This is a genomic window from Streptomyces sp. NPDC048420 (assembly GCF_040651535.1).
Lineage (GTDB): Bacteria > Actinomycetota > Actinomycetes > Streptomycetales > Streptomycetaceae > Streptomyces.
Genome location: NZ_JBEZKG010000004.1, coordinates 263,170 through 281,709 on the forward strand (window position 1 = coordinate 263,170; position 18,540 = coordinate 281,709).

The window sequence follows — 18,540 nt, forward strand, 5'->3', positions numbered from 1 at the left end:
CCCAGTGATTGACGCAGCGCAGGGCGATGAGATCCACCCCGCCTTCGGCGTCGCGGTCGTGACGCGGAGGAGCGGCGGAGGTCGTTCGCTGTTCCAGTCCGACCTGCTCCACAACGAGACCATCTCGCTCTCGGTCCACGAGGCCACGCGCAAGCGCGACCTCAGCCACGACTGGGTACACCCGGGCCGAGAGCTCGTGGAGATCGAGATGAGCCTCGCCCAGTGGGGCTCGCTCGTGTCCTCCATGGGGCTCGGCAGCGGCGTGCCGGTGACCATCCGGCGTTCCGAGCACGACCCTTTCGTGCCCGAGATCCCTCATCAGCCCCGTACGGCCGAAAACCTGAGGGAGGTCCGCGAGGTCACCGACCGGATGTACGCCAAAGTCAGAGCCGCCACCGCGGCGCTGCACGAGGCGATCCACGAGAAGAAGGGTGTGAGGGCCACCAAGGAAGCGCTCAACGCACTGGAGCGCGCCGTCGCCGGCGCAGGTATGAACGCTCAGTTCACCGTCGACTCGCTCGTGGAGGCCGGCGAGCAGGTCGTTGCCCAGGCCCGCGCCGACATCGAGGCCCACGTCCTGGAGGTTGTCCGGCTGACAGGCGCCGAGCCCTCCATCGAAACCTCGTCATTCGATGCCCCGGCGCTGCCGGGGTCCGCTACCAGCCGAGAAAAGCCCACCGATGTCTGAACCCACCGTGCCTGACGAACTGTTCGACGCCGATCTCGTCGCCTCCGACGAGCACAGACTGGCCGACCGCTTCGACTGGATCATCCAGGACGGCCAGATCATCCACGCGCCCGTCGTGGGGCAGCGTCGGCGCATCCCACCCGGTGAGAGGGAAGCCGTGCATGCCCAACGCTGAACTCGCTGCCTGCATCCGGACCGCGATCCTCACCCGTCCCCGCCACTACGACCCGGCCGCCTGGCTCCGCGGAACCAGCCTGCTCCACCCGGACACCCCGCTCGGCAGCACCAGCCCCCTGTCCAGGACGACCCTGCGCGTCGCCGTATAGGCCGGAGCGCCTACTTCACCGGCCACACCCTCGAAAGTCGTCCGCGACCTGTCCGGCTCCCACGGCATCCGCGCAACCCACACCGTCGCCCACAAGCCCGGCAGCCAGGCCCTGCAAGTCTGGGTCGTCGCCGGGCGGGAACTGCACCTGACCGGCAATGACGCCGACGGCTCTTCGCCTCCTGCACCGCGGCAAGCACGGTGCTTGCCGCGCTCGGCCAACTCGCGGGTGGTGCACCCCGAATCGACTGGGCGGCGATCCAGCAGTAGCCGCCCACGACCGCCCGGCTGTTACCGGGCCCGTCATCTGCCTGCGCGTTTGTGCGCAGACGATTCCATCGTCCGTCGCGCCATCACCGTGTGGCGGGGGCGGTGCCCCGTTGCCAGCCCTGACCCGCGGCCCGCCCAGCGCCGGCGTGGACCGGTCCGGGGGCTATATCCGACCGCTCGTTAGGAGAACATCTGCTATGTCCAGCCGTCTCGAATTCGTGTGTGTCGCCAGCGACCAGCCCATTGATCTCCTCTACCCCGGCACCAGCATCGGCGGCGATCTTGTCAGTGACGGTGAAATGGCCGTCGCCCTGTGGAACCGCAGCAACGGCATTGCCCTGCACGGCACGCAGCAGGACCTGCTCAACCGCCTCGAACAGCTCGCCGCCGTCGTCCGCGCTGCTCCGCCGCTGCCGACCGAGTCCTACCACCTGCCCGCCCACCTCGACCCCGATGGCGTCATCCCGGAGCCTGGCGACGTCTGCTTTGACCACGTACACGACAAGACCCGCTGCGCTACTCCGGGCATCACCGTCCGTGACCCCCGCCGCGCCACCTGCGCCGTCTGCATCAGCGACTGGAACGACGCTTGGCACACGACCATCGCCACGGTCCTGTACGTACCGGCCAATCCAACCAACCACACGATCAGCCCTAGCCTCCCTTATTCCCTCACTGGCTGGGTCACCGACATCAGCGACACCCGGCCCTCCCGGACCGCCAACCGCTCCTAGGGAGACATCATGACCGTTACCGACCCCGCATCCTCCGCGGGCGCCTACCTGCTCAACGCCCTGCACGCCGCCGGATGGGCCGCCGTCGAGGACGGCGACAGGGCCAGCGACTACGTCGAGGTCTCCTTCGGCACAGGCGGGGCAGTCATCCAGGTGACCGCCAGCGGCGCCCACGAGAGCGAACTCGCCTACCCGCCCGCAGAGCACGCCGGATGGCACGCCGTCTGCTACCCCGACGGCTACTCCGGTGACCTCCCCGATGACGCGTTCTATCCCGCCGGGATCCCGGACCTTGCCGAGGACACCGCCCGCCTGATCACCGCGATCCGCGCCGCAATCACCCGGCACGCCACCCCCTGACCCCCACCACGTGTCAGCGGCGCGTCCCCTTCTGAAGTCGCGACCGTTCATCCACCAAGGCCCGTGCCCCGCTCCGCACCGTGCGGGGCTGGAGTACGGGACTCCTCTTTGTCTTGCCCGTCCCGCCTCTGGGAGACGGAGTAATCCACCATTCGATTCACTTGGCGACTCGGTGAACGCGGTCGTATGTGAGTCGATAGGGATCTATTCTAGAATGATTAGACTGAGGCTATGACTCACAACAGTAACGCTCACGACAACCACACTCCCGACACCGAGCTCCCGAAGTTCTCCGTCAACGTCGTCCCGGCGAACCAGCTCAAGTACGAGGACCTCCGCACGCTGCTGATCCTCTACCGCCGCGGCGAGATCGCTCCGCTGATCTTCGGTGACAACAACAAGCCCGAAGCGGCCGTCATCCCCTTCGCCGCCCTCGTGCGCCTCATGAAGTACGACCATGCGGCTGAGGTGCACGAGAAGCACGCCTTCCAGGCCGAGCTTTCTCGTCGTATCCAGGCCTCGGATGCTTCTGGCGATCCTGGCATGACCCTCGAAGAACTCGGTGATGAGCTCGGAGGGCCTGCGCAGACCATGATCCGCAAGGTGCTCGACGATGAGGCATAGCCTGCGCATCAGGGTCCATCTGAGCCCTGGCGCTCGCGCCGACCTCCAACAGCTCAACGAGCGAGCCCTCAAGCATCCGCACGGGAAGGAGGAGGCCCTGCTGGAAGCGACCATCGTGATGCTGCACCGGCTGAACGGGCGTCGCCATCCGACGAAGCCGCTCGACTACAACCCGCGTTTCGCAGATCTCTCAGACTGCGACACGACCTACGTGGGAGCCGATCCCTACGAGAAGCCCCCTTTGCGGATCGTTTCCCGGGACATCCGGCCAAGGCGCTCCGACGGGATCACCCGCCGCGAGATCGTCGCGATTGCCGCTCGGCAGGACAGCAAGGTGTACCGAGTTGCGGGCCAGCGTTTAAAGCGCGTTGCAGAATGCCGTGATCTGGGCATTTCCCTTGTATGCGTGGGGTGTTGAGGGCTGAGCCGTTGTGGGTGGAGACGTTCACGGGGCTACGGATGAAGCAGTTCGAGGGATTGTTGAAGGCGGTGCGGGAGCGTGGTGGCGACGGGCCGCGTGTCGGGCGACCGTGGTGTCTGCCGCTTGCCGATCGGGTGCTGATGGTGGCGGTCTACTACCGGACCAACCTGACCATGCGTCAGCTCGCGCCGCTGTTCGGGGTCTCGGCGGCCACGGTGTGCAGGGTCATCCAGCGGCTGCGGCCGCTCCTCGCACTCGGGCCGGTCTCCCGCCCCGCCGATGCTGCGGACCGGTTGTGGATCGTGGACGGCACGCTGGTCCCGGTCCGTGACCGCAAGGTCGGCGCCTCGAGCCGCAACTACCGGTTCTCGGCAAACGTGCAGGTCATCATTGACGCCGACACACGCCTGGTCGTGGCCACCGCCCGTCCGGCCCCGGGCAACAAGGCCGACGCTCATGTCTGGCGCAACTCCGGCCTGCCGGAGCAGTGCGAGGGGGTCACGGTGCTCGGCGACGGCGCCTACATCAACACCGGCCTGGTCGTCCCGCACCGCAAACGACCCGGCCGGGCGCTGCTGGCCGGCGAGGAAGCCGACAACGCGGAGCATCGCCGGGTTCGTGCGCGGGTCGAGCATGCCTTCGCCCGCATGAAGCACTACAAGATCCTTCGTGACTGTCGACAGCGTGGCGACGGCCTCCATCACGCAGTCCAGGCAGTCGCGCACATGCACAACCTCGCCCTGGCCGCGTGATCAGCACAGCCGTAAGCGGGCCCTGACCTGCAAACTCACGGCATTCTGCAACGCGCTTTAGGCCGACCCGTGGGCGTCACCCTCGCCGATCTGGCCGCGCAGCGCGAACCGACCGCGGATCCCTCGCGATCCCCCGAGCGCTCGGTCAACAGCTTCGACTCTCCGCCCGTGGATGAGCCCGACCTCCTCTTCGAGTGACCTTTAGTCGACGACTCTGTTCATCATTGAGGGCTTCTCGTGGAATGGGTGCAATGGCAACTAGATGAGGGCGAGTTGATGACGATGTACGACTACGAGGCGGCGGCAGGGGCTGTTGCCCCTGATGCCGATTCCCAGTACGACTCGGGACCGTGTTCAAGAGCGCCCGCGGCGAAGTCGCCAGCGCTCGGCGACGCTGCGGCCGAGACGGAGCAGGTGGCTGGAGCATCGCCCGGGGCCGGCCAGCTGAAAGATATCGACGGAGTGGGAGGCAGGGTCACGATCCGCCAGGTGCTGAAGGTGTGGCGTTCGGCATCGAGCGGCGCGCCGCGAGTCGTCGTACTGCGGCTGCGGTACCGAAGGTCGGCAACGACTGGGGACACGCGGGGGGCGGTGGCCGCACACCCATGCGGATCAGCGAGCAGGGCGTGGGCGCCGACGAGTGCGCGGTAGCCGCCCTGTGCGTCGCACTGGCCGCCGTCGAGCCGGACGATCAGGTGTTCATCATTGCGCCGTTCAGCGTGGCTGCGCTGATTCGGTCACTTGTCGAGGCGCGCAGCGTGGTGGCGCTGGCAGCCTCACTGCGCCCGTACGTGGCCCCGTACCTCGCCCGGCTGGGCTCCGCCTCGATTGAAGTGAGGAACCGGCAGGGGATGCGCGACATGTTCCGCAAGGTCTCTGCGAGTACACCTGCACGGGCGTTCGTCTCGCTTGAAGATGCGATCCGTCGGGTTGCCACGGGGGTCGCCTCCCGCCCTGCGCTGCCGACGGCGGCGGACATCGGTGAGCTGGGGTGGGTTACAGACTGGGGCCGCTCCCGGAAGTACGACGGTGCGGCAGTGGCATTTGTCCTTGCCTCCAGCGAGGGTGTGCAGGAGGCCACTACGCGAGTAATGGTCATTCCGCAGGAGCCGGAGATCGTCGACGGCGAGCTGGCGGCTGTCCTGGCCGCCCATGCCTACGGGCAGGTGACCGGGCAGAGCATGCAGGCGTTCTACACCGACTCGCGCGACACCAGTGTTCACCTGCGCCGGTACATCGAGACCGGCCGACCCGCCCGGTACGGCACCCTGCTCGCTGCTCTGACCGCACCGTTCAGCGACGCCGAGCTACTGGCTCTGAAGGTGCGCTGGATCCACCGAGGGCTGACGCGGGCGCAGCGGCTGGCCGATACCGCTGCCCGCCACCTGAGCCGGCATGAGCAGGTCCCGCCCGAGTCCATCATCGACCTAGATTGGCTGTTGCAGGAGCTGGGAGCGCTCTCGGCAGCGTGACGGCCGCCGGGTTGCCCGCGCACTGTGGGGACCGATTCGGCGTGTCCTTCGCCAGCCGCCCCATGATCGTCTGATCGTTCTGCCCCGGAAGAAATGCGGCGTCCAGGACGCAGACCTTGTTCAGGTCGACGAACGAGGCTCAGGGCCGCCGGTCGGGCGCCTCGACGTGCGGCGCAGCAGACCCGCCAGCGCACCCCGGAGGGCGGTCCGCTGTCGCCCGCTCCCGCTGGAGCACCTCGGTCAGCGCAGGCGGCAACAGACACTCGCGCTCACGGCGGGCGTGCTCGTCGTCCGGCACATTGTGCTCATTCTGATCCTCGCGATCGACGACGACTAAGCCTCTCAACTGGGCTCGCCCCGCCACAAAAGAGCCCCCGCGATGCTCGTGCTTCGCGGGGGCTCTCTTTTTCTGCTGGCTCCTCGTTGCTTACGACGCGGCTCGCAGCTCACGATCCTCCATAGCGTTCTTGATCATCCCGCAGGTCTCCGGTGACATCTCATCCGCATTGTCCCCCAATCGACGGTTGAAGCTGCTCGACGCGGAGAACTTCAGCACCACGTAGTCGTCGATGTCGCTCTTGCCGAAGCGCACCTTGTGGCCCTTGTGATCCTGGCGGTAGAACCGACCGAAGCTCGTGAGTACGACCGTCTCCCCACAGCTGACCGCGCCCGTGAGCTCGCCGAGCAACGACTCGTACACCTTGTTCACCACCCGGACCGGCAACTTGCTGCGCATCGCGACCCGAGAGATGAACTCGCGCTTACTGACACGCGGATTCGTCGTCGTCTCCATACCCACGCCCTGTCCTGTCGTCCTTCATGCCGCGGTTTCGCTTATAAACCAGTCTATCGGAGGCCGTCGTGAGTCTGGAAGGAGGGGTGGGCTTATCAAATGGCGCTATCTAAGTTTGTCGTGACCCATTCGGCTAGAGCTCCAGATCCCGGTCGATCTCCTCCCGGTTGTCCTTGGGCTCGTAGTCGACCGACTCGATGATGTTCCGCGTGCTCGGATCGCGGCGCTGGTTCACGACCTTGTCGTGGGACTCCTCGAACCGCTGCTGCGCCGCCACACGGTGGGCGGCGTCGAGCTTCGCGCCGATATTGCGCTCCCCGAACTCCATCAACGAGCCCAGCACTGCTTTCGTGCCTTGCTTGGTCGCACTGACGTTCGGCTTGTTCTGGGCCCGCATCTGCTCCCATCGGCTCCTGTCCTCCGGGGTGACGTAGCCGAACATCCGCGCGAAACGCGATCCGAACCTGACCTGCTGCCCCTCATCCTGTTCCTGGCTCATGGCCCTTCTTCCTGCTCCTTGTTCGTGTTCTCGGATCGCCCTCAGGCGGGCTGGCAGTCCTCAGAATCGGTCTCAGCGTTCGGGCTCTCGTTCTGCGGGCCGGCCTCCCGCTCAGGCGACGGGCCCGCAGGGCGCGACCGCGGCTTGAGCCGCTGCTCCTCGAAGAAGGCACCCGGATCGTCGACCGCCGTCTGCAGCGTCTGCTGCCAGTTCTCCCCAAAGCTTCGCTTCAACTCGGCTTCGAGATCTGGGTACTTCTCGTTCACTGCCTCCATCGCGTCGACGTAGGCGTTGGAGTAGACCCGCCGCTGCTCCTCGGGCGGCAGGCCGTCGATGTCCATACTCGCGATCATCACCTCGGACTGGTCCAGGCGGTGCTGGAGCATGTTGGGGAGCCCACCGGTGTCCAGACCCTGCCTCTGTGCCGCGAAGCCGACCAGGTAGCCGAGCATGTTGCCCCCGTAGCCCTCTTGGTCGCCGCGGCCCAGCGCGTCGAGCATCGAGGTCTTCATCGTCTCGGCGAGATGGACCTGGTGGGCGTCCGCGTCCATGAGCCGGCGCAGCGTGAACATCCCGTCCTCAGGCAGACGCTGGCCCAGCTGGTCGTCGAACTCACCACTCCAGACCGTGCGAAGCCGGTCCGAGCCCGCGATCCGCTCCTCATGCGCAGGGGCCTTGACGATCCGGCCGTGGGCCACGCCGTTGAACATCGTGCGCAGCTCGGGCTCATACTCCATCCGCTCGCCGATGATCATCCGCGCGCGGTGGACGACCTCCTGACGCTCCAGGCCGTCTTCACTCATCTGCTCGCGCAGCCGCTTGCGCATCGCCTGGTAGCTGTCGCGGATCAGGCCAGCGTCCGCGCCCGGCTCACGCATTTTCCAGAAGGCGTTCTCCATGAGCGCGACCTCGGTCATGGCCGCCGAGTCCGGAGTGAACATCTCCCGGTGACCGCGCTCACGGTGTCGCATGGCGTCGAAGCGCTTGCGCCACTTCTTCGTCAGGTGGTCACGCGGATCCGTGCTGCCGATGAGGCGCTCGCGCCGGGCGCTGCTCGGCACGTCCTTGAAGATCCTCTGCCGGTGCGCGATGTCGCTCTCAGCGGAGGCGACCATACCGCGGGTCCGGATATCGATGCGCTCCTGGATCTTGCCCTTGAAGGGCCGGAGGTAGCTGCCCATTTCTTTCTTGAAGTCCGGGGCAAGCATCCGCATCGCCATCACCATGCCGACGGCCTGGACGACCGAGTTGGCATTCACCCCGCGCGCGAGCGGCTTGAGACACGACTGCATCATCATCTGCATGTAGACGTGGTGCATGACGCCGAGCTCCTGCGTCCGCTCCTCGTCGTTGAAGCCGGGCACCAGCAGCTTCGAGTCCCGCAGCGAGGCCATGTACTTCTCGCCGGCCAGCCGCGTCTCCGCCCGGAGCTTGAGTAGCTGCTCGCGCTGGCCCAGGCCCTCGGCCTCGTCCTCGGCCCGGTCGACGTCGATCCAGTGCACGCGCTCGCGGTCGGCCATCCGAGCCTGGGTCTTCGCGCCGAAGAACCCACGGGCGCGGTCCCGGAGCCGCTCGCGCCAGCCGTGCGAGCCGTCGTCCTCCGATCCCCGCTTGTCGATTACCTCGGCGTCGATCGGCTCGTCCGAGGGCGAGTCCCGGTAGGTGTACGCAGTGCCCTGAGGCTCGTCGGCCCGCTGCCGATCCTCGTCCACCGGAAGCTCCTTGGTCGCGCGCCGACGGCCCGCACGGCCCGTTCCCAATTCCTTGGACTGTGGCATCTCAGTACCCAATCCCGTGCTCGTCGTCATTGCCCTGCGGCTGATCGATCTCGATGCTCGGCGTGTAGACGGGGCGCGACGTGCCCACGCCCACGGCATGCGCCGAGCGGCGGTGCGAGCCGCGGGTGCGGGAGGTCCCCGCGTCCTGAGAAATCACGTCGCGCTTGACCACCGAGTCGTCGACGACGATCGCAGCGTTGTCATGGCTGTGCGCTTCAAAGGAGCCCAGCTGATCGAGCTGCCGGGACATCTCCGCCCGGGCCTTCAGGGTCCCCGAAGACGCGAACTGCTCGTTCTTCTCGCCGTCGTAGACGCTCTCGCGGTTCTTGGCCGCCTGCACGAGCGCCTCGAAGCCACCGCCGTAGGCCATCCGGTCCATCACGGTGCCGCGCAGCGACGGGTCCTCTTCGAGGTTGCGGATGAGCCCGGTCTCCGGGTCCTCCAGCGCACTGGCCACACGGGCCACGTAGTCCGGGTTGACCGTGACACCGAAGCCCTCTTTGGACTCGTAGAACTCGATGAACTGCTTCTCCCACTCCTCGGCCGTGGCCTGGATCGGCTCACCGTCGAGGAACGCCGTGCGCCACTGGCCGGGGCCGACATGTTCGATGCTGCGGCCCCTCCAGAGCTCGCGGCCGGGGCCCTGGAGCATCGCGTACTTGTGCCGGGCCTCGGCGGCGTCGTGCTTGGCCTGCAGGATCGACTGAGTCACCGGGTAGGTGACCTCCAGGACGGCCTTGAGGTCTTCGCCGCGCAGGGCACGCACGGCGCGCTGACTGAACGAGCCGCCCAGGCCAGTGCCGTGGGCCTTGATCGCCGTAGCGAACATCGAGGCTTCTTGGTCGTCCTGCGTGATGCCCGGCTTACCCTGCGCATCGCCCAGGTTCCGGGCGTAGTCGGCGAGCTTCTTCTCGCTACCCTTGGCACCGGTCTCGACACAGACCTCGCGCACGCTCTGCAGGTGCGCCTCGCGGTCCGAGAACGTCAGTGCCGCGCCGAATTCGCCACGCTGCGCCTGGCGGTACAGCGCGCTCAGCTCCTCCGTCACGACCTGCTGGCCGAGCTTGATGTCCTCAGGGGACTCTGCGCCCGTGCGCGCCTGCAGCCGGAGCCGGTTCGCCTCGCTCCGCGTACTCTCCAACTCCTCAGCCAGTCCGGCGTCTTTGGAAAGCGCGACCTGGGTGTCCAGCGAGACCTGCATGGCCAGCGGGTGCGAGCCGTCGCTCTTGACCACGCCGGTGTCCAGCAGGTTGGCCGGCACCGAGAGCTTCGCCAGGGCTTCCGCCTTGGCGGCCTCGCTGTGCAGCTTCACCACAGCGACCGCATCACCGTCGAAGTCGCCGTCGAAGCAGGCGTCCATCACGGGGTTGATCGCGGCACCGGTGAGCCGGTCGTCGATCTCTACCCGCATGTAACGCACGCCGGCGTCACGGAGCACCGGGTCACGCCACACCAGCGCGTGGTCACCCTCGGCCAGCCCCAACTGCTCGGCCTTGACCGAGCTGAGCGCAACCTGGTCGACGTCCAGCCGCGGGTCCGCAGTCCACACCATCGTCGCCGAGTCGGTCAGCCGCGAGGCCATCAGCCCGGTCTTGAAGATGTTGTTCTTGCCCGTGAGTACCCGGTTCTGCACGTCGGTCGTGATCGCCTCGAAGGCGCGCTGAGCGCGCGAGACCGACTCGCTCATGCCGCGACGCACCTCGGCACGCTTCTCCGCGGACAGACCCTGGCCGTTCAGCTGCTCGGTCATGTAGCGGTAGCGGCAGGCCTCGACGAAGACGTCCTGGTAACTGCGGGTGTAGTCGTGCGTGACGGAGGACCCGTCCTCGAACTCCTGGCCACTGCGCAGATGCGAGGACATCACCGGCAGCTTCCACGAGCTCGCGCTCACCGTCTCGGTCTGCTCGCCAGTCGGATACGTGAGCGGGAACGGGATCTCCATGTCGCCGCCGCGGTCACCGATGAGACCGCCGAAGGACTTGCGCATCGCCGTGGTGTTCAGTCCCGGGAGCTGGCCCTCCTTGCGTGGCTGAGTACGCAGCAACTCGGGCATCGGGATGAACCGGCGCTCGGGGCGATCGTCGACGCCCTCGGCGTGACCGACCACCCGCAGCGTGCCGTCAGCCTCCATGTCCATGCCGGTCACCAGCAGGTACTCGCGCAGGTTCGACTCGGCCCCGCTGTTGTGGCCGTAGAACTCGCGCATGATCGCTGGGCAGTCCTGAGACTGCAGCGCCCAGGCCAGCTGTGAGGAGGCCCTGCGGCCCTTGCCAGCACGCACCTGCTCGTCGTCGTAGATCTTCGTCTTCTCATCGACGGCCATGTGGGTGACCACGAAGCGCATCTCGCCCAGGGCACTCGGCCGCAGTTCTCCGTTGGGGGAGTGCAGGTCGGAGACGTTCCCGCTCATCAGCTCGCGCGCCGAGCCCGCGTTGCGCCGGGAGATCAGGCTGAACGGGCTCATCACCACGTCCAGGCCCGGGTTGGCCCGGAACCAGTTCACCTCTTCGACGACATCCTGTTCCTGCGCGTCCTGCGGCGGCATGTCCCGGTCGACGATCATCGAGATCACGCCCTTGTTGCCGTGCAGATCCGAGATCTTGTCACCCACGACGAGATCGCGCTCCTGGCCACCGGCCCCACGGATGCGGTGGCGCTCGGCGAACTCCCTCGACACCACGATCGGGTCATCAGCCGTCCAGCCGCCGAAGGTCATCAGCGCCGTCTTCGCCGGCGCGGTGACCTCAGAAGACTGCATGATCGTCGAGGCTGTCATCTGCTGTCGGTCGAACGGGTCGTACCGCAGCGTCTCGAGCTCGGGGAGAGCCATGAGCGGCGCGCGCTGTCCGGCCACGCTCTCGTCGCCCGGCACGATCCGGCCGTGGGCGTCGACCTGGGCCTGAGTGGTCAGGTACCGCACGATGCCCTGGTTGGTCGCACCTCCGGTCATCACCGGGTCGAAGTAGCCGCTGGGCGCAGCGACGTTGTTCCGGTCCTTGCCGGTGAGCACCGTCATGTTCCGCCCGCCGGTGAGCCGCCAGGGGTCGAAACGGTTGTCGTCTGCCGGGTCAGTTCGGTCGCGTTGGGCCCGGTACTCGGCGTAGATCGTCGAGCCGGCCTTGATTTCGTTGGAGTAGCGCACGCGGCGTGCCTCGGTCTGCAGGATCGCGGCCGTCCACTCGTCCAGGTGCTCCTTGATCTCGCCGGTGGACTCGTCGAGCTGGTACGTGGTGGCGCGCTCGATGAAGTCGATCGGGTGCTTCGTGCTGTACAGCTGCGAGTAGACGGTGTTGAGCGAGGAGGCCTCGCCGGTCTCGCTGCGCCCGGCGATGAGGTCGCCGGCGATCTGGTACTGGATGCGTTCGTGCATGAGCTGCTCGTAGCCGCGAAGGCGCGTGCGTTCCTCGACCGAGGTCGGAGTTTCGCCCGGAGTCTGGGCCGTGATCGTGGCCTCGTAGCCCGGCACGACCAGAGCGTTCTCCCCGCTGGCGAAGGCGGTGGTGATCTCGCCGTACTTGCCGACATCGAAGACCTGGCCGATCTCACCCGAGATCGGAGTTCCCTTGCCGTCACGGCGCAGCTTCTCGCCGCTCCAGCGGATGACGCCCTGCTCGTCGACCAGGATCTCGGAGACCGTCGCCGCGTTGCGCTCGATGCTCTCGCGCACGGTGACCCCGATGCGCCGCATGAACGCAGATTCGTGCTCGGTGATCGGCATGGAGCGCTGGGCGTTGAAGCGGACGAGCCGGTCTTTGAACCGGGTCGTCTGGAAGGTCGAGCCCATCATCTCGTCGGGGGAGATCTCGCAACGACGCAGCGCCGAGGCGAGATTGTCGAGGTTCGACCACTGTCCGGTGGGGCTGGTCATGTACCGCGCCACTCGGTCCGGGTTGAAGCGCTGATCGACCCACTCGCCGTCGACGTCGTGAGGCTCCGCCTCCCAGGTTCCGATGAGTTCGAAGGGGACGTCCTCGGCGTGCTGCCGGACTTTCTCTACGGCGGTTCCGCCGTAGACGAGGTTGCCCATCTCGGGCACCTCCTCGGCCTGCAGCTCGCCGATCTCTTCCAGTCGTTCCTGGTACATCTCCTCGGTCGCGCCCGGGCGCAGCAGATCGCTGTGGGCGCCGGTGAGCACGTCCCAGTAAGAGCGCTGGATCGCAGCGACCTCGGGGTCAGCCGAGTACTCCGGCGGCTCGATCGCATCCAGATTTCCGCCCGTTCGCTTCAGCTCAGCCGCAGCACGAGCGATCAGGTCTTCGACGCCAAGAGCTGCCTGCAGATTCTCCCGCGCGCTCTCGACGGCGCTCTTCGCGTAGGCCTCAGCAGGCTCGGCGTCGACGAAGAAGGTCGGCAGGGAGCGGTTCTTCGCGTCCCGGCGTAGCATCACCTTCGACCCGGGCCGCGGACCGGACTCGCCGGGGGCCACGTAGTCGCCGACCACGAACATCGACTCCCGGTCGACGTGGTAGCTGTCGGGTACATCCACCAGCGTGCGGCCACGGCCGCGCTCCTGGTGGGTCGTGCCGATCTCGCCTGCGGCGTGCCCCGGCAGATCCGAGCGCTCGATGCGGTGGCCCTGGGCGAAGCGCAGCAGCTGAACTGCCTCCGCCGGCGAGGGGGAGTAGACCGCCATGCCACCGGGGACCCGGTAGTTCGTCGAGTAGCGCAGCACGGTGCCGTTGTCATAGATCCGGGCTCCGGCGTACTCCTCCTGGCGCGTGTCGGTGAGACGGATCTCCATGCCGGTCCCGGCGATCTTCGCCTTGATCTGCCCCGGCTCGCGGTCGCGCATCACCTCGTAGGACACGCCCTGGGCCTTCAGCTCTTCGAGCAGTGCTGCCGAGCGTGCCACGGCGCGCTGGGACATGAAGCGGTTGCGGTCGACACGGTTCGTCTGGGGATCCCGGCCGCCGTCGATGACCCACTCGCGGACCTGGTCGTACTCTTGCTGACTCATCTTGTCCATCAGCGCGGTGAGCCCAGCGGCGTCATCGTTCGTCATCGCTCGGCCGGCTTCGAAGGGCTTGCCCTCGTCGTCGATGCGCCAGAGCACCATGTTCCCGCGCCGGGGATCGGCCAGGGTCGCCACCTCGCCGTCGGCCACACGTCCGATTGTCTCGTCCGGCAGGTACACCAGTGCCGTCCCGGCGCGCTTCACCGTCGCGCGTTCCGACCAGTCGGGGGCGTATGGGCTGATCGGCAGCCGGGCCGACTTCGGGTCGGCCTGGGCACCGACGCCGGTGGCGCGGGTGAACTCCCGCTGCGACTGCTGGTAGCGCTCGTTCTGCGGGGAATGGTCACCGAACTGCGGCTCGTAGCCGGACACCTTCTCCGCGAATGCCTGGTCGATGGTGGTGAGGCAGTCCGTGACGCCCAGCCGCGGGTCGGCCAGAGCAGTGCCCCGCTGGCCGAGGATCTCGTCGACCCGGGCGCGGATCACCTTGGCTTGAGAGATCGGAATGACCTGTCCGGTCTGATCCCGGGCCTGCTCTACTGCCTTGTAGTAGAGGTACTCGTAGAAGTACTTGCGCAGCCCGTGTGCCTTCTTCATTGCCAATCAGCTTCCTGTGGATGCTCGGGATTACATAAGCGTGTATAGAGCCTACCTCGCCTACCAAAAGGAGTGAGGGGTCATTTGGAAAGGCCAGTGCCGAGGCGCCCCCTCCTAGTCGAGAGGCGACCTCGGCACTGGTCGTGATCCTTCGCTGGCCCCTAAGTGGCCGCCGGCTACTTCGAGTTCATCTCGATGGCCATGGCTCGGTCGAACCTGCCGTCGGCCAGCACCTCCCAGCTCGGCAGTGAGGCCAGGTATTGGTAGAAGGCCGAGTGGACCTTCACCGTCGCCAGCGACTTCAGGTCCTCCGCGGTGATGTCCGCCTCCGCGAACACCCGCGAGTCTCCGTCGTTCACCTGGCCGTTGATCCGCCGGGCCGCATTGGCGTACGCGTCCGAGCGGATCTGGCTGATGTATGTATGAGACCCATCGGCGCTGCGCAGCTCGCCGTCGCCGCCGACCGAGAAGTGCTCGTGATCCTGTTCCAACTCGGTCTGTGCCGACTTGTAGGCCTCACCGATCTCGATGTCCAGGCTCTTGACCTTCGCCGAGCCGTCGGGGTTGACGAGCATCTCCTTGCTGATCGTCCCCTCGGCGTAGAGCAAACGCTGCCGCTCGACGCTGGCCGCCTGACTCTCGGCGACCGCAACCCCGAGTTCGACGTTCTCGATGAACTGGTCCTCGTCGAACATGCTCATCCCCTCGTACGCATCGGGGTCGACGACCACCGGAGCGTTGGGGTCCTGGCCCTCGTCGACCGTGGTCATCGTCGTGATGACCTCCATGACCTCGTCGGCGTAGACATCCGGGTCCAGGCGCTCGATGTCGACCTCCTGGTAGCCGTAGATCTCTTTGTACTGCGCCTTTGCGTCCGCGGCCTTGACTGCCTGCCGCATGCGCTTCTCCAGCATCTTCACGAAGTCCGGCTGGTTCATCCGCACGTCGAAGTCCATAGCGCTGGACAGGGTCGGGATCGTCTGCAGCGAGTAGGTGTGCCCTGGGTGCTTGATCGTGTTTCCCAGCAGCCGGAACGACATCGGCAGGATCGTCTGGTTGCGGTTCCAGATCGGCGCGTCACCGGCCCGGAAGACGATCGAGTTGCGCGGCGAGAGGAAGGCCATGTCGTTGTAGCTGATCAGCGGCTCCTCCTTGGTGCTCATCGTGTAGGAGACCCGGCCCTCGGTCTTGCCGCCGATGACCTTGTCGAGATCCTGGCTGATCTGCTTGCTGTCCCGGTACGACCGGTGAGTCTTGCCGCTCATCTTCTCCAGCGTCTCGATCATCGAATCGTCCGTGGACTTCAAGAAGACGATGTTCGAAGTGTTGCCCTGCACGATCTTGTCGACGCTCTCGCCGTAGACGTCGCGCAGCTGCTGCAGGGTCTGCAGGATGAGCGTGAATTGCTGCTCCTGGCCCAGGCCGATGGAGAGCATCGTCTCGAAGCCGTCGATGCCCTTGCCCTCCGACTGCAGGTTGCCGAGCTCGTCGAGCATGAACCGCGTGCGGTAGAGCGGCTTCTGGTTCGACTTCGTCATGTACGCCTGGTCGGCGCTCACGTCGAACAGCTGCTTGACCAGGATCAGGATCAGCTTCGCGTACTTCATCAAATGAGGCGGAGTCACCAGGAACAGCGCCTTCGGGGACTCCGAGTAGCGCGACAGCGTCTGTGTGATCGCCCGTGCCTGATACGAGACCTTCTCCGGATTGCCGCCGCCGGAGAAGTCGAGTCGCGAATCCGGGTAGAGCGTGTCCCCGGCCTGGAAGGAGAGGATCTTCCCGTCCCGGGTGCCGCCCTCACGCACCGGCTTCAGTTCACGCATCACGCCGTTCTTCACGATCTTCTTGCCCGTCACCGGCTCCACCACGTAGTGCCGGCCGTTGAGCGAGACCTGGTAGTTCTTCGTGAAGCTGAAGTAGAAGGTCCGCACCAGCATCTTCGTCTGGGGGTTGACCAGCTCCAGCTTGAGCCAGGCTTCGTCGCCGGGGAACTTGCCCTTGAAGTTGTACCGGGCCCAACCCTCGCGGCCGACGATCTCCTCGTGTTCAAAGTCCGCCCCCAGGTTGTCGGTGAACATCGGGTCCGCGTAGGCCGACCAGACGGCCTGCTGGCCGACGAGGTGGTCGCGCTTGACGTAGTTCGGAGCGAAGCGCACGCCGAGGCGACGCGGGAAGCTCAGGCCGGCCAGGTCGGTGTTCTGCGAGGGCTTGCCCGAGGTCAGCGTCGAGATCGTGGGGTCGGTGAAGAATGACATGGCGGTGATCGCGATGCCGTACACCGAGGCCAGCATCTTCTCCGCCCCGGCCATCGAGCGCAGCGCGTTGTGGGCGTTGCCCACTAGCGTGCGCATGTTGTTTCGGGGCAGCTCCTCACTGGCGTTGAAGTACAGGCTGAGCATGTCCTGATCGGCCTTGCCCTCCCACATGAAGGCCTGGGCCGCCGCCTTCTCCTGCTCCTCGGCCAGGGCGTCCTCGTTGTTCTCGAACTCGCCGGCCTTGACCCGCTTCTCGAGCTCGGCCTCAGGGTTCTTGATCTTCTTCGAGCTCATCTGCACGAAGAGCTGGTAGCAGTTGTAGAGCGTGACCTTGCCCCAGAGGTCATCGAGCTTCTGCTCCAGCAGCGCCGGGTCCATATTCAGCACGGCTGCGGCGCCGCGCAGCTCCCGCTCCTCCTCCAGGTAGAAGTCGATGAGTCCGTAGGCCGCGCGCTTGAAGGCGTTATTGGCGGCATTGGGCCAGACCGGGTCCTCGCCGCCGTCGAGCGGAAAGAAGATTCCGGCGATGTTCTCCACGTACAGCGCACACTTGGTGAAGTTGCCCTCACGCGCCGCGTCGGCCGCCAGCCCCAGGGGGTTGTAGATGTCGGTCTTCATGGAGTTGATCAGGTTGAACTGCACCGGCTCGAACCCGCGTGTGACCAGGGGGACGTAGTTCTTCACCAACAACTCGCCCTTGGGGTCGTTGATGACCATGTTCGAGGGCTTCTTCTCCCGCGACCACATGTCGATGACCGGCTCGATGTACGTCTGGCCCTTACCGGCTCGGGTGATGGCCAGCACCATGGTGTTCACCGGCGCGGTGTCGACCACGTACGCCCCGGCCGGACGCTGGACCTCGTACGACGGGAACGTCCAGTCCGTCTTGATCAGGTCAGCGACGGTCTTGTACGTGTCCGCCCCGAAGCCGAGCTTGTCCCGGTTCTTGCCGTCAGGGTTGTACGGGATCCGCGTCGTGTCGTACTTCTGACGCAGCGTCTTGTCATCGGGGAGCCCGGAAGCCTCGAACAGCTTGTCACCGAAGTCTTCGTCGATGATCGGAAGGGTCTGCGTCAGCGAATCGCCCTCGTCGTCGTCCATGACCTCGCCGGCGTAATAGACGAGGGTCCCCTCCTCATCGATGACGTCCTTCTTGGCGCGCTGGGCGACCTCGACGGTGCCCAGACCCTTCTTCTTGAGCATCATGTGGCTGAGCATCGAGCTGACCTGCACACTCGAATGAGCACCGGCGTCGGGGAACCAGTCGTAGTTCTGCTGGATCTCTTCTGGCAGAGCGATGTGCTGGTCGTTCTGGTACTGGTTGATGTCGCTCGTGGTGTTCATCAGGTTCGCCGCGGCGACCTTCCGCGAGAACCACGTACCGATGATGAGGGCGACCATCAGTCCCGAGCCGAGCGTGATGAAGAGCTTGAACCCCGAGACGTCGGCCAGCTGCCCGCCGACCGTCGTCGCGCTCTTCTTGGGCTCAGCCGGCCTCTCGGCGCTGGGCTTGCCGTCCTTCGCCGCGGTGTACCAGCTGGGGACCGGAACAGCCTCAGCGCTGGGGTAACACTTCGCCTTCACGTCCGGGTTGCCGTCCTTGGTCAGAGGTCGGTAGCACTTCACGACCGAGCCGCCCGCACCCGTCGTGGTGTCCTGGATGTAATAGGCGCTCGGCGTGCCGGTGCTGCTGCCGGGCACGCCTGAACCCACGGACAGGGCTGCCGAGAACACTGCCGTGGCGATGAGCGAGTAGAAGACCCAGGCGACGATCGTCACCAGCACGCCAGTCATCACCGCGACGACGATGCCCGGTCTGGTCGACCTCAGGGTCAGGAACTCGCTGCGGTCCAGCTGCTGGTTGTCGTAGACGTCTCGGTTCGTCAGAGTCTCGCCGGGCGTCCGTGCCGAGATCTTGTCCCAGCTGCTCGCCTTCGGCCGTGCCGCCTTCCGCCTGTTCGTGACCATTGTGATTCCTTACTCTCGGGCCTCGCTCGCTTTGCTGTCCTGGTGTCCAG

The 18,540-nt window shown here is 66.2% G+C and carries 15 protein-coding genes; 10 read left to right on the forward strand and 5 right to left on the reverse strand.

Features of this window, described 5'->3' with window-relative positions:
• Positions 1-4 precede the first annotated feature (4 nt).
• The 10 genes from AB0D34_RS08690 (at position 5) to AB0D34_RS08735 (ending at position 5,646) form a co-directional block, all read left to right on the forward strand.
• Positions 5-688, forward strand: coding sequence for a hypothetical protein (locus tag AB0D34_RS08690; RefSeq protein ID WP_362658546.1), 684 nt, complete (start codon positions 5-7; stop codon positions 686-688).
• On the forward strand, positions 681-863 hold the full coding sequence (locus tag AB0D34_RS08695) for a hypothetical protein (RefSeq protein WP_362658549.1): 183 nt from the start codon (positions 681-683) through the stop codon (positions 861-863). The genes AB0D34_RS08690 and AB0D34_RS08695 overlap by 8 nt, the downstream gene beginning before the upstream one ends.
• Entirely contained in the window at positions 850-1,014 is a 165-nt protein-coding gene (locus AB0D34_RS08700; RefSeq protein WP_362658551.1) for a hypothetical protein, read from the forward strand. Before AB0D34_RS08695 ends, AB0D34_RS08700 begins: the two co-directional genes overlap by 14 nt.
• A 466-nt stretch (positions 1,015-1,480) precedes the next feature.
• Positions 1,481-2,017: a hypothetical protein gene (locus AB0D34_RS08705; RefSeq protein WP_362658553.1), complete on the forward strand. Its 537-nt coding sequence runs from the start codon at positions 1,481-1,483 to the stop codon at positions 2,015-2,017.
• 9 nt (positions 2,018-2,026) lie between these two features.
• The gene (locus AB0D34_RS08710; protein ID WP_362658556.1) at positions 2,027-2,377 is read left to right on the forward strand and encodes a hypothetical protein; all 351 of its coding nucleotides are present in this window, start codon (positions 2,027-2,029) and stop codon (positions 2,375-2,377) included.
• Positions 2,378-2,608: 231 nt separating this feature from the next.
• Positions 2,609-3,001, forward strand: a complete 393-nt coding sequence (locus AB0D34_RS08715; RefSeq protein WP_362658559.1) for a hypothetical protein — start codon at positions 2,609-2,611, stop codon at positions 2,999-3,001.
• On the forward strand, positions 2,991-3,419 hold the full coding sequence (locus AB0D34_RS08720; protein ID WP_362658561.1) for a hypothetical protein: 429 nt from the start codon (positions 2,991-2,993) through the stop codon (positions 3,417-3,419). The genes AB0D34_RS08715 and AB0D34_RS08720 overlap by 11 nt, the downstream gene beginning before the upstream one ends.
• Positions 3,404-4,174, forward strand: coding sequence for a transposase family protein (locus AB0D34_RS08725; protein ID WP_362658564.1), 771 nt, complete (start codon positions 3,404-3,406; stop codon positions 4,172-4,174). Before AB0D34_RS08720 ends, AB0D34_RS08725 begins: the two co-directional genes overlap by 16 nt.
• 69 nt (positions 4,175-4,243) lie before the next feature.
• Positions 4,244-4,372, forward strand: coding sequence for a hypothetical protein (locus AB0D34_RS08730; protein ID WP_362658567.1), 129 nt, complete (start codon positions 4,244-4,246; stop codon positions 4,370-4,372).
• Between the two features lie 302 nt (positions 4,373-4,674).
• Positions 4,675-5,646 (forward strand): hypothetical protein, encoded by a 972-nt coding sequence (locus tag AB0D34_RS08735; protein ID WP_362658570.1) that lies wholly within the window; start codon positions 4,675-4,677, stop codon positions 5,644-5,646.
• Between the two features lie 427 nt (positions 5,647-6,073).
• Here AB0D34_RS08735 and AB0D34_RS08740 read toward each other — a convergent pair whose 3' ends face one another.
• The 5 genes from AB0D34_RS08740 to AB0D34_RS08760 form a co-directional block, all read right to left on the reverse strand.
• Positions 6,074-6,439, reverse strand: a complete 366-nt coding sequence (locus AB0D34_RS08740) for an HU family DNA-binding protein (RefSeq protein WP_362658572.1) — start codon at positions 6,437-6,439, stop codon at positions 6,074-6,076.
• A 133-nt stretch (positions 6,440-6,572) separates the two neighbouring features.
• Positions 6,573-6,938, reverse strand: coding sequence for a hypothetical protein (locus AB0D34_RS08745; protein ID WP_362658575.1), 366 nt, complete (start codon positions 6,936-6,938; stop codon positions 6,573-6,575).
• 41 nt (positions 6,939-6,979) lie between these two features.
• Positions 6,980-8,650 carry a hypothetical protein gene (locus AB0D34_RS08750; RefSeq protein WP_362658578.1) on the reverse strand — a complete coding sequence of 557 codons (1,671 nt, stop codon included), beginning with the start codon at positions 8,648-8,650 and terminating at the stop codon, positions 6,980-6,982.
• Positions 8,651-8,717: 67 nt separating this feature from the next.
• A complete protein-coding gene (locus AB0D34_RS08755) occupies positions 8,718-14,267 on the reverse strand; it encodes a hypothetical protein (RefSeq protein ID WP_362658581.1) in 5,550 nt (1,849 codons plus the stop codon).
• 176 nt (positions 14,268-14,443) lie between these two features.
• Positions 14,444-18,490: a type IV secretory system conjugative DNA transfer family protein gene (locus AB0D34_RS08760; protein ID WP_362658584.1), complete on the reverse strand. Its 4,047-nt coding sequence runs from the start codon at positions 18,488-18,490 to the stop codon at positions 14,444-14,446.
• Between the last annotated feature and the right edge of the window lie 50 nt (positions 18,491-18,540).

Excerpts from the sequence above, each read along its gene's own strand:
- AB0D34_RS08695 (WP_362658549.1), top strand. The coding sequence starts at position 681 with ATGTCTGAACCCACCGTGCCTGACGAACTGTTCGACGCCGATCTCGTC.
- AB0D34_RS08700 (WP_362658551.1), top strand. The coding sequence starts at position 850 with ATGCCCAACGCTGAACTCGCTGCCTGCATCCGGACCGCGATCCTCACC.
- AB0D34_RS08705 (WP_362658553.1), top strand. The coding sequence starts at position 1,481 with ATGTCCAGCCGTCTCGAATTCGTGTGTGTCGCCAGCGACCAGCCCATT.
- AB0D34_RS08710 (WP_362658556.1), top strand. The coding sequence starts at position 2,027 with ATGACCGTTACCGACCCCGCATCCTCCGCGGGCGCCTACCTGCTCAAC.
- AB0D34_RS08715 (WP_362658559.1), top strand. The coding sequence starts at position 2,609 with ATGACTCACAACAGTAACGCTCACGACAACCACACTCCCGACACCGAG.
- AB0D34_RS08720 (WP_362658561.1), top strand. The coding sequence starts at position 2,991 with ATGAGGCATAGCCTGCGCATCAGGGTCCATCTGAGCCCTGGCGCTCGC.
- AB0D34_RS08725 (WP_362658564.1), top strand. The coding sequence starts at position 3,404 with ATGCGTGGGGTGTTGAGGGCTGAGCCGTTGTGGGTGGAGACGTTCACG.
- AB0D34_RS08740 (WP_362658572.1), bottom strand. The coding sequence starts at position 6,439 with ATGGAGACGACGACGAATCCGCGTGTCAGTAAGCGCGAGTTCATCTCT.
- AB0D34_RS08745 (WP_362658575.1), bottom strand. The coding sequence starts at position 6,938 with ATGAGCCAGGAACAGGATGAGGGGCAGCAGGTCAGGTTCGGATCGCGT.
- AB0D34_RS08755 (WP_362658581.1), bottom strand. The coding sequence starts at position 14,267 with ATGAAGAAGGCACACGGGCTGCGCAAGTACTTCTACGAGTACCTCTAC.
- AB0D34_RS08760 (WP_362658584.1), bottom strand. The coding sequence starts at position 18,490 with ATGGTCACGAACAGGCGGAAGGCGGCACGGCCGAAGGCGAGCAGCTGG.